This is a genomic window from Sporosarcina sp. FSL W7-1349, from assembly GCF_038003045.1.
Classification (GTDB): domain Bacteria; phylum Bacillota; class Bacilli; order Bacillales_A; family Planococcaceae; genus Sporosarcina.
Map to the genome: position 1 here is coordinate 17,083 of NZ_JBBOOK010000003.1, position 13,653 is coordinate 30,735.

General features: G+C 47.4%; 13 protein-coding genes. 11 read left to right on the forward strand and 2 right to left on the reverse strand.

Annotation, left to right across the window (positions count from 1 at the left end):
* Window positions 1–62 precede the first annotated feature (62 nt).
* The 4 genes from MKY41_RS18675 to MKY41_RS18690 all read left to right on the forward strand — a co-directional run bounded on the left by MKY41_RS18675 (window position 63) and on the right by MKY41_RS18690 (window position 4,056).
* Entirely contained in the window at window positions 63–452 is a 390-nt protein-coding gene (locus tag MKY41_RS18675; protein ID WP_340746507.1) for a ferritin-like domain-containing protein, read from the forward strand.
* Window positions 453–576: 124 nt separating this feature from the next.
* Window positions 577–816, forward strand: a complete 240-nt coding sequence (locus MKY41_RS18680) for a hypothetical protein (RefSeq protein ID WP_340746508.1) — start codon at window positions 577–579, stop codon at window positions 814–816.
* A 526-nt stretch (window positions 817–1,342) separates the two neighbouring features.
* Window positions 1,343–3,532 (forward strand): malate synthase G, encoded by a 2,190-nt coding sequence (locus MKY41_RS18685; RefSeq protein ID WP_340746509.1) that lies wholly within the window; start codon window positions 1,343–1,345, stop codon window positions 3,530–3,532.
* Window positions 3,533–3,642: 110 nt separating this feature from the next.
* Complete coding sequence (locus MKY41_RS18690; protein ID WP_041071146.1) at window positions 3,643–4,056, forward strand: pyridoxamine 5'-phosphate oxidase family protein; 414 nt, start codon at window positions 3,643–3,645, stop codon at window positions 4,054–4,056.
* Between the two features lie 30 nt (window positions 4,057–4,086).
* Here the strand turns inward: MKY41_RS18690 and MKY41_RS18695 are convergent, their stop codons facing one another.
* Window positions 4,087–4,896, reverse strand: coding sequence for a helical backbone metal receptor (locus MKY41_RS18695; RefSeq protein WP_041071143.1), 810 nt, complete (start codon window positions 4,894–4,896; stop codon window positions 4,087–4,089).
* A gap of 247 nt (window positions 4,897–5,143) precedes the next feature.
* Here MKY41_RS18695 and MKY41_RS18700 point away from each other — a divergent pair, with 247 nt between their 5' ends.
* Together MKY41_RS18700 and MKY41_RS18705 are read left to right on the forward strand one after the other, a co-directional pair.
* Window positions 5,144–6,301, forward strand: a complete 1,158-nt coding sequence (locus MKY41_RS18700; RefSeq protein ID WP_340746510.1) for a DUF445 domain-containing protein — start codon at window positions 5,144–5,146, stop codon at window positions 6,299–6,301.
* A 16-nt stretch (window positions 6,302–6,317) separates the two neighbouring features.
* A complete protein-coding gene (locus tag MKY41_RS18705) occupies window positions 6,318–6,668 on the forward strand; it encodes a YlbF family regulator (protein ID WP_340746511.1) in 351 nt (116 codons plus the stop codon).
* A 66-nt stretch (window positions 6,669–6,734) separates the two neighbouring features.
* Here the strand turns inward: MKY41_RS18705 and MKY41_RS18710 are convergent, their stop codons facing one another.
* The gene (locus MKY41_RS18710) at window positions 6,735–8,873 is read right to left on the reverse strand and encodes a sigma 54-interacting transcriptional regulator (protein ID WP_340746512.1); all 2,139 of its coding nucleotides are present in this window, start codon (window positions 8,871–8,873) and stop codon (window positions 6,735–6,737) included.
* A 243-nt stretch (window positions 8,874–9,116) separates the two neighbouring features.
* On the opposite strand from MKY41_RS18710, the gene MKY41_RS18715 reads away from it, so the two are divergent.
* From MKY41_RS18715 to MKY41_RS18735, 5 genes are all read left to right on the forward strand, one after another.
* Window positions 9,117–10,655 (forward strand): acyl-CoA carboxylase subunit beta, encoded by a 1,539-nt coding sequence (locus MKY41_RS18715; protein ID WP_445683357.1) that lies wholly within the window; start codon window positions 9,117–9,119, stop codon window positions 10,653–10,655.
* A 26-nt stretch (window positions 10,656–10,681) separates the two neighbouring features.
* Window positions 10,682–11,467, forward strand: a complete 786-nt coding sequence (locus tag MKY41_RS18720) for an enoyl-CoA hydratase/isomerase family protein (protein WP_340746514.1) — start codon at window positions 10,682–10,684, stop codon at window positions 11,465–11,467.
* Between the two features lie 13 nt (window positions 11,468–11,480).
* A complete protein-coding gene (locus tag MKY41_RS18725) occupies window positions 11,481–11,693 on the forward strand; it encodes an acetyl-CoA carboxylase biotin carboxyl carrier protein subunit (protein WP_340746515.1) in 213 nt (70 codons plus the stop codon).
* Between the two features lie 245 nt (window positions 11,694–11,938).
* A complete protein-coding gene (locus tag MKY41_RS18730) occupies window positions 11,939–13,315 on the forward strand; it encodes an acyclic terpene utilization AtuA family protein (RefSeq protein ID WP_340746516.1) in 1,377 nt (458 codons plus the stop codon).
* Window positions 13,308–13,649, forward strand: a complete 342-nt coding sequence (locus tag MKY41_RS18735; RefSeq protein ID WP_340746517.1) for an AtuA-related protein — start codon at window positions 13,308–13,310, stop codon at window positions 13,647–13,649. The genes MKY41_RS18730 and MKY41_RS18735 overlap by 8 nt, the downstream gene beginning before the upstream one ends.
* Window positions 13,650–13,653: the final 4 nt, after the last annotated feature.

The window sequence follows — 13,653 nt, forward strand, 5'->3', positions numbered from 1 at the left end:
CTTTTCATAAGACGCAGCCTGGACGCATAAATTGAAGATAAACGATGCGAGAGGGTGCTGAATTGTTTGTCGATAAATTGAAGCAGGCCATTGAAGACGAATATCGATCGTATCATTTTTACCGTTCCATGCATGGCAAGACGGATGATCCGCTTTGGCAGGATTTCATCAAACATGCGTATGAAGATGAAAAAAGCCATTACGAAATGTTCCAACAACTCTATTATATGATGACTGGGACCTTTGTTCAAAATCCTAAGAAAATGTTGCCTTGCTATGATTTAAAAGACTGCGCAAAACGGGCGCTCGTCGATGAGTTGGAGGCGGTCGAGACTTATAAGGAGATGCTTCTTACCATCCCTTTTCAGCAGGCGTATAATCCAGTGTTCATCGCCATGCACGATGAAATGGAACATGCCATCCGATTTTCCACCATCTACAATGCCCTCTGAAGGCAGGGGGAAATGCCGGAAAAGTGTCGCACTATGCAAAATAGAAGGGGGAGGAAGTCTTTGATTCCTTCTCTTTTTTTCAATTTCCTGTAATATGGAATGTAAGAGGAAAGGGGGGCATAACATGTCAAAACGAGGGGCCGGAATTGGATTCATAGCGATATCTGCGTTTTTACTATCCACGAAATTCATAAGTGCAGCCATTTTTGGCTCCGGAATTTCGAGTTGGGATAAGGATTTATTTCGTAATATGCTCTCATACATAGGAAACACTCTCGATATTTTCAGCATAGGCTCTTTCATTGTAGGGATCGGCTATATTGTCTGGGGAGAATATGAGGAATCGAAATTAAAAAAAGAATGACAAAAAGAGTTGGCCTCCAATAGGGACAACTCTTTTTTGGTTCTTATATTTAAGTTGAATTTAATATTTTACCTATTAACTTAGTTGATTGGAGTGCAGAGCGGCGACTCCAGCGAAGGCCGTCACGAAGAACGGCCTTTGTGCCAAAAAGCGTAGCGTTTGGCAACAAATCGAACCCTTCGCTGTTCGATTGGCTGAAGCCGTGCCCGCGGAAAGCGTCCGCTCGGAACGGAAATCAACGGTTAGAAGAAGTTATTTATTTCAACTTATATAGATCACAATTTGAACTGCGATACCATTCAATACAGCTCCACCGCCAATCGGGCGAGGTAATAGGAACTGCTGGCGACCTCTTCCATGGCGCTGGAGTTTGTGTCTACTAACAATCTCACAGTAGATACAGAGAGAGAAGAACAAAAAATTCATAATACTGTTGATTTTCAAATGTATTATAGTATATAGTGTAATAGATGAATCTGTTATAAAACAGAATGAGTGGTAGTAAATATGTTAAGGGGTGGATACTATGCAAAATTATGTAGAAAAAGGCAAGCTTCGAGTTTCCAAGGAACTGTATGATTTTGTGAATGAAGAAGTGCTTCCGGGCATTGAACAGGATGGAGAGAAGTTTTGGTCGGATTTCGGGCAACTCATCCATGAATTTGCTCCAGAGAACAAGCAATTGTTGGAAGAACGTGTACGCCTTCAACAAGCGATCAGCGCTTGGCATAGAGAAAACAAAGGATCTACGGATCTACCGAAATATAAAGCGTTTCTAGAGGAAATCGGCTATTTGGAACCGAAGCCGGCTGATTTCAAAGTGTCCACGTCGAAAGTAGATGATGAAATTGCAATCCAAGCAGGTGCTCAATTGGTCGTGCCTGTCGATAATGCACGCTATGCGTTGAATGCGGCAAATGCCCGCTGGGGAAGCCTGTATGATGCACTGTATGGAACAGATGTCATCAGCGATGAGGAAGGGGCGGAAGCGGGTGTAGAGTATAACCCGGTCCGCGGCGCGAAGGTCATCCAGTTTGCGAAACGCTTCCTAGACGAGTCCGTTCCTTTGGCGGGAGGATCGCATGCGGAGGTCACTCAGTATGCAATCGCTGATGGAAAACTTTCAGCAACCCTGTCGGATGGGAAAGCTGTCGGTCTGCAGGACCCGGAAAAGTTCATCGGGTATCAAGGGGCCCCTGAAGCGCCTTCCGCCGTACTTCTCGGAAATAACGGATTGCATTTGGAAATCCAGATTGACCGGAATCATTCCATCGGAAAAGATGATGCGGCCGGTGTGAAAGATGTCTTGTTGGAAGCGGCCCTTTCGACGCTTATGGACTGTGAAGATTCGATTGCAGCTGTCGATGCGGAAGATAAAGTCGGCGTTTACCGCAATTGGCTCGGCCTTATGAAAGGCGATTTGGAGGCAAGCTTTGCCCGTGGAAATAAAACAATCACCCGGAGGATGAATCCGGATCGTACGTACACATCCGCGAACGGGGAAGAACTGTCATTGCCTGGCCGTTCTCTTATGTTCGTTCGGAATGTCGGCCATTTGATGACGAACAACGCTATTCTGGACCAAGATGGTAATGAAGTGCCGGAAGGGATTCTCGATGGTGTCCTTACGACATTGATTGCGAAGCATAATTTGAAAGACGATGTGCAGTTCAAAAACTCCCGCCATGGTTCTATTTACATCGTTAAACCGAAGATGCATGGACCGAAAGAGGCCGCATTTGCGAACCGGTTATTCAATCGGATTGAAGATATTCTCGGACTCGAACGCCATACATTGAAAATCGGTTTGATGGATGAAGAGCGCCGGACATCGCTCAATTTGAAGGCATGTATCAATGAAGTGAAAGAACGGATTGCCTTCATCAATACCGGGTTCCTTGATCGGACGGGTGATGAAATCCATACGTCGATGGAAGCGGGCGTCATGATCCGTAAAAACGACATGAAAGCGACGAACTGGCTGGCAGCGTATGAATCTTCGAATGTCGCGGTCGGTATCGATGCGGGTCTCCCGGGCCATGCACAGATCGGTAAAGGGATGTGGGCGATGCCGGATATGATGGCAGCGATGCTCGAACAGAAGATTGCTCATCCGAAAGCCGGAGCAAACACTGCTTGGGTTCCATCTCCGACAGCAGCGACGTTGCACGCCCTTCATTATCATCAGATTGACGTGAAGGCGGTTCAGCAGGGGATCGACAGCACAATCGATTATCGCGACGCCATCTTGGAAATTCCGGTCGCTCCGGACACGAACTGGTCACCGGAAGAGATTCAGCAAGAGTTGGATAATAATGCACAAGGCATCCTCGGGTATGTAGTCCGCTGGATTGATCAAGGTGTCGGCTGTTCGAAAGTTCCGGACATCAATGACATCGGTTTGATGGAGGACCGGGCGACGCTGCGGATTTCCAGCCAGCATATCGCGAACTGGCTGCATCACGGCATCGTGTCGGAAGAGCAAGTGATGGAGACGATGAAACGGATGGCGGTTGTCGTGGATAAACAGAATGCGGATGACGCAATCTATCAACCGATGGCTCCGGATTACGATGACTCCGTAGCATTCGCTGCGGCATGCGATCTGGTGTTCAAAGGGATCGAACAGCCGAACGGTTACACGGAGCCGATTTTGCATCAGCGCCGTTTGGAAGCGAAAGCGAAACGGAAAGCCGCTGTGACGGCAGGACAATAATTTGGAAACTCCCGTTCAATCTGTGCGGGAGTTTTTTGCGCCGGAAAATGTTTATCGATAGGAAGGGAAAGGAAGACTAAGGAACGAGGAATAAAAAGGAGGAAACTTACATGGATGCAAAAGAGACGGCACGCAAAATCCTGGATGAAAGTCATATCGGGACAATGGCGACCGTGCAACAGAACAAGCCACATAGCCGCTATATGACATTTTTTAACGATGGATTCACTTTATACACGGTCACATCGAAGAAGACGGAAAAAGTGGATGAGCTGGAACAGAACCCGCATACTCATATTTTGATTGGCTATGAAGGGGACGGATTTGGCGATGCTTTTCTGGAAATTCAGGGCACGGTGGAAATTTCACAAGGGGAAAATATGATTGACAAAGTGTGGAACGAGTATATGGAGGTGTGGTTTGAAGGGCCGAACGATCCGAACCTTGTTATTTTGAAAATCACTCCGGAGGCGATCCGGGTGATGAATAAAAAAGGTGAACCGCCGCAGGACGTACAGATTTGATTTGCAAAGAGACGAGAAATCCCGAGTCATTCAGGATTTCTCGTTTTTTGATTCCTCCAATAATGTAATCATTAGATTTTCAAAGTAATCCGCGGCAATTTTCATCCGTGCCCCATACCAGAACATCTCCCCTTCGACACAGATCACTTTCGTTTCGGGGCAGATCTTTTGGAATTCTGCCAGATGCTTTTCCCGGAACGGAAATGGTTCGGAAGCCAAAAAGATGAAATCCAAGTTCGCCTGTTGGAAATCTGCTTCCGTCACGGCGGGATATCTGCCTTCCATTTCGGTGAAAGGGACGGAGAAGCCGAGCTGTTTTAGGACGGATTCGATATATGTGTCTTTGCCAACCGTCATATAAGGATTTTTCCAAATGACATAGGCGACCCGTTGCCCGGTTCTTTTAGGCAATGTTTGAAAGGAGGTGCGGATTTCTTCAATGAGCTGGGCAGCTTCGGCATCCCGACCCGTCAATCCCCCGAGGGACTGGATCAGCCGGTAGGCATCTGGGATGGACTGGACTTCCGCTACGTAAACCGGAAAGTCTTTCTCCAAAGCGGCCACCATCTCGGCCGTGTTCTCCTCTTTTTCCATGACGATCAAATCAGGTTTCAGGGCACGGATTTTATCTAGGTCCATTTCTTTCGTCCCGCCAACGATCGGCACTTGTTTCACCCGATCTTCCGGGAATATGCAATACCTCGTCCTGCCGACGATGCGGTCGCCTGCTCGAAGGGCGAATAACGTCTCGGTGATCGCAGGGCATAAAGAGATGATCCGTTGCGGCAAATCGTTCAATGTCACTTTTCGATTAAGATGATCGATAAATTCCCTCTCCAATTTTGTTCCTCCTTTACAACTCTTAGTCCATCGATCGTATCACTCCCCCTTGTTTTTGGAAACTGTTTCCACACTGTACTGTTCGGGGATGATTAGCGTAGCGGCATTATTTGTCGCGGCAAAGGCGGTGGGACAGGTTGTATGCAGTTTCCTCGGACCGATGAATGAGGCCCGACCGTCGCCAACCCCTAATCTTTTTCTGTTACGGCCGATTCTGCTATAATTGGAACGATATGAATGGAAAAAGGTGACGCGATTGAATTTTATATGGACAATTCTATTCATGGCTTTGATCGGTGCGCTGATCGGTGGTTTTACCAACCACTTAGCCATTAAAATGTTATTCCGGCCGCATGAGGCGAAGTATATTGGCCAATGGCGCCTGCCGTTTACCCCCGGGCTTATTCCGAAGCGCCGGGATGAATTGGCGAGGCAGCTTGGAAAAACGGTGACGAATTATTTATTGACCCCGGATACGTTTCGGAAGAAATTATTGACTCCGGATATGGAACGGAAAGCGGAGCAGTTCCTCCAACGGAAAGTGGAGGAACACGTCCTTCATTCCGACCGGACGATCCATAATTGGCTCGAGTTGGCGGGTGCGGAAAATCTGGTCGGGAAGACGGAACAGAAGCTGCTCGCTGTTGTCGATGAGCAGTTGCTGGCGGTACGGACCAAATTGACTACGGGTTCCCTGGAAGACGTGATGCCCTCCGAATGGCAGAAGCAAGTGCAGCAAAAGATCGCTCCCGCAACTACGTATATTTTGAATCGGGCCAGCCGATTCATTGATTCGCCGGAAGGCAAGCTAGTCTTCCAGCAATTAATCGACGATTTTCTGGCGACTAAAGGAACGATCGGCAGCATGGTGAACATGTTCTTTGGTGATTCGGACAAGCTTGTCGGAAAAGTTCAGCGGGAGGCGTTGAAATTCGTCGAGGCGCAGGGGACGTATGATTTGCTATATAACCTGATCGATACCGAATGGACCCGTTTGCAACAGCGCCCTATCGAGGAATTGATCGGCGGATTTGATTGGGATGGATTGTTTGCCTCCATCCAAGCATATGTTAAGAAGGAACTGGATTTGGAAGCACGGTTGGATAAAACCATCCATGATTATTGGGCGGATGGCGCAGCTTGGACAGCTGAGCACGTCACTCCGAAACTTGCCGATTTCGCTTTCCGGCAGGCGGAGGCCCAATTGGAAATTTCGCTTCGCAAATTGAAGCTTGATGAAATCGTCAAGGAACAAGTTGATACATTTCCAGTCGCGGTATTGGAAGATTTGGTCCTCGGCATTTCACGTCGGGAATTTAAAATGATCACCGTTCTTGGTGCATTGCTCGGTGGCGTGATCGGTATCGTCCAAGGATTGATCGTCTTTTTTACGAATCTAACATAAGAGGGGAAATGAGAACATGGCAGTGAATATTTATGATGATTTGAACAAATTGGAAGCGACGTTTCGTCAAACAGCGGAGTTTCAAGCGGTTCAGGAAGCGATCGAAGAAGTAAAGGCAGATGGGACGGCATTGGAACTGTTTAAAAGTTTCCGGAAAATCCAGATGACCCTCCAGGAGAAACAGATGCAAGGAGAAGAAATCGCCCCGGAAGAATTGGAATACGCGCAAAAAACAGCTCAACTGGCGCAACAGAATCCAAAGATCATGGCGATGCTCGAAGCGGAAATGAAGTTGAGCGGGCTTATTGAAGAAGTGAATCGTGTTCTGATGAAGCCCGTGCAAAACTTATATGAATCCATCAGCTAAAAAAACCGGCCACCTGGCCGGTTTTTTTGTTGACGGGAATCGCACGAAACCAACCCGTTCGGTGCTTCATGGGTCTACATTGAAATGGGATTTCTCTTTCACTTGGAATTTTTTTATTTTCTGATACAGAGTGGATCGGCTGATGCCTAGGATTTCAGCCGCCTTTGTTCGGTTTCCATCGGCTTTGGTGAGCGCTTGTATCAATAGGGACTTTTCCGTATTGTCCATTAGCTCCTTTGGATTGAAACCCTTATCGCTTGAAGGAGATATCGGCTCGACTACCGGTTTTCCTTTGGGGATGTCAGGCTGGGCGGTTTCGAGTGTCAGATTTTCAACGTCAATCCAATTGCCGGTGGAAAAGTGGAAGGCACGCTCCAGGACATTTTCCAATTCCCTCACGTTGCCGGGCCATTCATATTGACTTAATCGGAGTAAGGCTTTTGGGGTGACCCCTTCCATCGGTTTAAATGCCTTCAATTTGAACTTCTCCAACAGGAATTCGCATAGCAGCGGAATATCTTCCAAACGTTCCCGAAGAGGGGGGATCCGCAGTTGGATAACATGGATCCTATAATAGAGATCCTCCCTGAAAGTGCCCGCTTGCACCATTTCCAACAAATTTTTATTTGTCGCGGCCAGGATACGGACATCGGCTTTCCTCGTTTTCGTATCCCCGATCCGTTCAAATTCCTTCTCTTGCAATACGCGTAAAAGTTTGACTTGCAATGGCAAGGGCATGTCCCCGATTTCGTCGAGGAACAGTGTTCCCCCATCCGCCAATTCAAATTTTCCGGGCTTTCCCCCTTTTTTGGCACCTGTAAATGCCCCATCCACATAACCGAAAAACTCAGATTCAAGGAGTTCCTCCGGGATTGCACCGCAATTCACTTTTATAAAGGCCCCGGGACGGCCGGAAGATTGGTGGATTCCGTCAGCGAGTAATTCTTTCCCCGTGCCACTTTCCCCGGTGATCAATATATTGGAAAAGGTTTGCGAAGCGATATACGCCTCTTTTTTTAACAGGTCGATTTTCTTGCTCTTTGAGATGAGCAGGCCGAAGGGGTCATTATCCATAGAGGCTTTCAGCAGTTCTCCGCGGTAAAAGGAGATTTCCCCCTCAAGGCGGTCCACATGATGCAATAAATCTTTCCACACATCCAACTGTTTGAAGATCAACTTGAAGATGGCGCCAATCTTTTTCCCGTCTTGAATGATGGGCATTTGAGATAAAATGGCCTTTTTGTTTTGAATTTCGACCAGTTCCCCCTCTACGCTTTCATTTTGCAAAATACTTTTTTCGGAAGAGATTTCAGGGATGATCCGATCGATCGGCTGTTCAATAATTTCTTTCATGGAAGAGAAACCGAAGAAGGAAAGGATACTATGGTTGGCTCTTGTGATTTTCCCGTCCATATCCGTCATCAATACGCCGTCATAGGCCAGTTCCAGTGCGCTATCAAGCATCTTTTCAATTCTTTTCGTCGATTCCAATTCCATTGCGACATTTTCGTAATCGGTTACATCCTTCAGGACGACCATGGCTCCGGTGATGGATGTCCACTCCCTGATCGGGATGAACGATGCGATCGTCGTGGCGTTTGGAAAATACAATCGTTTTATATAACTTTTCTCCGTTTGGATGGCTTCCCGGAAACCAGCGGACAGATCGGAGGAAAACTGGGCAATCGACCGGTCCATCACCTCTTCTTCAACCAGTTGGAGCAGTGTCAGTGCGCTGGTATTCAGCGATGTCACCCGCATGTCCAAATTCACGGAGAGGACAGCCTCCTGTAAATGGTCCACCAGTGTTTTCAACCGGTTGGCCACAATATGCGTACTTGTAATCAATCCCTTGATCAATTCGGATTTTGCCATGACTCCTGTTACATTTCCCCTGTCATCGAGAACGACGGCATGCCCGATACCTTTCTCGACCAAAACATCCTTCGCGTCGTAAGCGCTGTCTTTTTCGTTGACTGTGACGACGCTTTGAATCATGGCCGACCCAATTGTCGTATCGAGGGACTCACTTTTCAGAAGTAGGCGATATAAGGCATATTTTGTGACGATACCAAGCAATTGTCCGTGTTCAATGACGCAAGCAAGATCTTGTTGCTCCTGTAAAAAACAATTCATTACTTCTCTTGCAGTGCTTTCTCTAGTTACTTCAATAAAATTGGAAGAGTAGAGTTGCTGAACTAGCAATGGTATGCGCTCCTTTGTAACTATCAAGTTTTTAAAAGAAATAGTCACATCTCTATTGTAAGGAAGCTATAGCGAAGAATCAATACAAGTGTGTTAATTTTCAGACAGTTGTTAAGCGATGTGCACAAGTGAATGGAAATCGTCATGTGAATTTTGGGACGTTTGCCATGCGTTCAGGCTTTTGAAGGGTTGGCACAGAAATTGCAATGAAATATAGTGAAAAGCAAAATTTGTCCAATAGGGGTGAGAGAATTGCGGAATGATTATCAACGCTATTATTCGGAAAAAGAACGTATCTTAAAAGGCGGCTTGGAAAAATATCATGCGCGAAATAAGGAACAGGGAAAATTATTCGTACGGGAACGTTTGGAAAAACTATTCGATCCCAACTCGATTGTGGAGGATGGGGTTTTTGTAAACAGTGAAGATCCGTCTCTTCCAGCGGATGGTTGTATCACGGGAATAGGAGAGATCAACGGTCGTCCCGTTTGTTTTTTAGCAGCGGATTCCACAGTGAAGGCCGGATCTTGGGGTCCGAAATCAGTTGAAAAAAATATTCGTATCCAAGAGAAGGCTGCCGATTTGAAGATTCCAATCCTTTATCTGATTGACTCCGCTGGCGCACGGATAACCGAACAGTTAAATGTGTTCCCTGGAAAACGTCACGGCGGAAGAATTTTCTACAATCAGATCCAATTATCGGGAGTCGTCCCGCAAATCACTGTGTTATTCGGCCCATCGCCCGCAGGTGCCGCTTATGTTCCGGCGTTTTCTGATCTGGTCGTCATGATCGAACAAAATTCAAGCGCCTATTTAGGTTCTCCGAGAATGGTGGAAATGGCGATCGGGGAAAAGACGACGATGGACGAAATGGGTGGAGCAAAAATGCATTGCTCCGTAAGCGGATTGGGAGACGTGCTTGTGGAAAGCGAAGAGGAGGCAATCGATTTTTGTAAGCGTTATTTGGAATATATGCCCCAAAATTGGCAGGAGAAAGCCCCGAAGAAAGAAGGAGCCAATCCGGTGAATGGACGAAGCATCGCGGAGATCATCCCGCTGAATCCGAATACACCTTTCAATATGTATGAACTGATCGACCAAGTGATCGACGAGGGGAGTTGGCTGGAGTATAAAAAACTGTTCGCCCCTGAATTGATTACCGGATTTGCTCGGTTGAATGGGGAAGTGACAGGGATTATCGCCAACCAATCCAAAGTGAAGGGAGGCACATTATTCGTCGACTCCCCCGACAAAGCAGCCCGTTTCATCATGATCTGTAATGCGTATAACATCCCATTGCTTTACCTATCCGATGTACCGGGTTATATGATCGGATCGAAAGTGGAACAGAACGGAATCATCCGGCATGGTGCGAAGATGATTTCAGCATTGTCCGAAGCGAGCGTGCCCATCATCTCGATTGTCGTGCGCAAATGTTTTGGTGCAGGGCTTTATGCGATGGCGGGCCCGGCTTTTGGATCGGATTCTGTACTGGCCCTGCCTAGCGCGCAAATTGCAGTGATGGGTCCCGAAGCTGCGGTCAATGCGGTTTATTTCAATAAGATCATGGAACTTCCGGAAGAGGAACGGCCTGCATTCATAAGTGAGAAAAGGAAGGAGTACACCGATGACATCGATATTTTCAAACTTGCTTCGGAGCTGATTATTGACGATTTGGTCGGGTTTGATGAACTGCGTCCGGAACTGATCCGCCGATTCAAATTATATCGGACGAAACGCGTGACGAAGTATGAAAAACGGAATGCCATCCATCCAGTGTAATTATTACGGAAAGCGAGGTGATAAACGTGAACTTTGAAACCATATTGTATGAAGTGAGCGAACATATAGCCAAAATCACGCTGAATCTTCCAGAGATGCGTAATCCCCTCACCGCCCGACTAACAGATGAGTTAGCGGAGGCCATCCGCACAGCGGACCGGGACGAAGATGTCCATGCGATTATCGTGACGGGGGCGGGGAAGGCATTTTCTGCGGGTGGTAACCTGAATGAGTTCAAAGAGAATTTTACAAAACCGGTTCCTCAACTTCATCGCGAAGGTCGTGAAAGCACGGAACTGTTCAAGTTAGGCGCGGAGGTCCAAACGCCGATCATAGCTTCCGTAAACGGTCCCGCGCTTGGAGGGGGGACGGGTCTTGTGGCAATGTCGCATATCGCGATTGCTTCGGATCGGGCAAAGTTAGGGTTGACCGAGTTGTCGCTTGGCCTTGTCCCTTTTGTCATCTTGCCATGGGTGAGGCGCGCGGTGGGCAACCGGCGTGTCATGGAAATGATGCTGACAGCTGAAATGATGGACGCTGAAAGGGCGAAAGAATACGGCCTGGTTCACCGGGTTGTCCCACATGACCAGTTGGAAGAGGAGACATGGGCACTTGCGAAAAACATCGCCTCGCATAGTCCACTGGCAGTCCGCTTAGGGATGGATGCCTATTTTACAACCGAACAGATGGATTTTATGAAGTCATTCGATTATTTGTCGACTTTGCGGCTTGTGTCCTTTCAAAGCGAGGATTTAAAAGAAGGCGCTTCCGCATTTCTCGAAAAAAGGAGACCTGAATGGTCAGGAAAATAAGGAGGAGCAATCGATGGAAATCCGATCTCAGATGAGTGGAAGTGTGTGGAAAGTTGAAGTCCGGGAAGGGGAAACCGTATCGGCGGGAGACGTCGTTGTCATTTTGGAATCCATGAAAATGGAAGTGCCGATCGAAGCCGCAGATACAGGGACCGTTAAGGAGATAAAGGTGGCGGAAGGAGATTTCGTCCAAGAAGGAGATCCTGTCATCATCCTTGAAAAATAATATATAAGTTGAATTTAATATTTTACCTATTAGTTGATTGGAGTGCAGAGCGGCGACTCCAGCGAAGGCCGTCATAAAGGGGGATGCCTTAATTTCTACAAAGTACGCAGAAATTAAGGCCAATCGAACCCTTCGCTGTTCGATTGGCTGAAGCCGTGCCCGCGGAAAGCGTCCGCTCGAAACGGAAATCAACGGTTAGAAGAAGTTATTTATTTCAACCTATATAGAAAGGAAGATGAGTAACTATGAAAAAAATACGGATAGGGGCCGCGCAAGGTTTTTACGGGGACACCATCGAACCTGCCATCGCTACGGCCAAATATGGAGATGTTGATTACATGAGTTTTGATTGTCTCGCCGAATTGACAATGGCCATTCTATTAAAAGATAAGCAAAAAAATGAAAATCTCGGATACACGCGCGACATTACTACTTCGATGAAAGCTTTGCTGCCTTATGTGAAGCAAAAAGGGATTAAATTATTGACGAATGCAGGAGGAATCAATCCGATCGGGGCACAGCAAGAGGTCATCCGGATTGCCAAAGAGTTGGGATTGGATGATTTAAAAGTGGCGGTCGTGACTGGGGATGATTTGATTGGGCAAATCGATGACCTCACGGCACAAGGTATTTCCCTCGACCATATGGAAACGGGTGAACCGATCGGGAAGGTGAAAGAGAAATTGATGTTTGCAAACGCCTATCTTGGATCGATGCCAATTGTGGAAGCGCTTAAACAGGGGGCGGATGTCGTCGTCACAGGGAGGACGACGGATACGGCACAGTTTCTTGCCCCGCTGATCTATGAGTTCGGCTGGTCTGAAGAGGACTGGGACCGCCTTGCCAGTGGCGTGTTTATGGGTCATCTGTTGGAATGTTCCGCCCAATCGACGGGAGGCAATTTCAGTGGCTCCTGGGAGCAAGTCCAACGGATGGAGGAAATAGGGTATCCGATTGCGGAAGTCGATGAAACAGGTGATTTCATCTTGACGAAAGTGGAGGAACGTGGCGGTTTGGTGAGCGTGGATACAGTGAAAGAGCAGATGCTGTATGAAATCCATGATCCGTCTGCGTATGTGACACCGGATGTCATTGTAGATGTCACCCAAGTGAAGCTTGAAAATTGTGGGGACAATCGAGTGAAAGTGAGCGGCGTCAAAGGAAAACCGAGGCCTGACGAGTTAAAGATCGTGATGGGTTATGAAGATGGCTACATGGGCCAAGCAATCGTCGGATTTTCATGGCCGGACGCCTTGAAAAAAGCAAGGAAGTCCGATGAAATCATACGCAAGCAAATCGAAAGGGCCGGTTTGGAATATGAAGAGATCCAGACGAGTTACCTGGGATATGATTCCTTGCACGGTCCCCTTGCAAAAGAACCGGATAAAGAGTTGAACGAGGTGTATTTGCGAATGGCCGTCAGGGCAAAAACGAGGCAAGATGCAGCACGATTGGCCCGTCTGTTTCCTCCCCTGTTTCTGAATGGCCCTCCATCTGCCGGCGCTTTCCATGGGAATATCCCCCCTAGGCAGCTGCTTGGCATGTGGTCTGCCCTCATCCCGAGGGAAGTGGTGGAAAACCAAGTGGAAATCATAGTGGAAGAGGTGGGGACATATGTATGAAGTCCTTTTAAGCGATGTCGCCCAGGCACGATCCGGCGATAAAGGAAATACGGTGAATGTCGGATTATTCGCCTCCGATGAAAACTGGTATGAGCTATTTTCCGAACAGGTGACAGCCGAAAAAGTGAAGAAGCATTTTCAAGGGCTGGTGAAAGGGGAGGTCATCCGCCATGATGTCCCCGCCATCCACGCTTTCAATTTCATTTTGAAAGATGCATTGAATGGAGGAGGATCGACATCCATCCGTGTCGATAATCTAGGGAAGTGCTTCGGCACCAATTTACTCCGGATGAAAATCGAAGTTCCGAAAGAGCTGCTTAGCCATATTGAATAGAATG

What these genes read in the sequence shown, in the direction of transcription:
- MKY41_RS18705 (WP_340746511.1), top strand. Translation starts at nt 6,318, where the DNA reads ATGGCAGTGAATATTTATGATGATTTGAACAAATTGGAAGCGACGTTT.
- MKY41_RS18730 (WP_340746516.1), top strand. Translation starts at nt 11,939, where the DNA reads ATGAAAAAAATACGGATAGGGGCCGCGCAAGGTTTTTACGGGGACACC.
- MKY41_RS18685 (WP_340746509.1), top strand. Translation starts at nt 1,343, where the DNA reads ATGCAAAATTATGTAGAAAAAGGCAAGCTTCGAGTTTCCAAGGAACTG.
- MKY41_RS18690 (WP_041071146.1), top strand. Translation starts at nt 3,643, where the DNA reads ATGGATGCAAAAGAGACGGCACGCAAAATCCTGGATGAAAGTCATATC.
- MKY41_RS18725 (WP_340746515.1), top strand. Translation starts at nt 11,481, where the DNA reads ATGGAAATCCGATCTCAGATGAGTGGAAGTGTGTGGAAAGTTGAAGTC.
- MKY41_RS18735 (WP_340746517.1), top strand. Translation starts at nt 13,308, where the DNA reads ATGTATGAAGTCCTTTTAAGCGATGTCGCCCAGGCACGATCCGGCGAT.
- MKY41_RS18680 (WP_340746508.1), top strand. Translation starts at nt 577, where the DNA reads ATGTCAAAACGAGGGGCCGGAATTGGATTCATAGCGATATCTGCGTTT.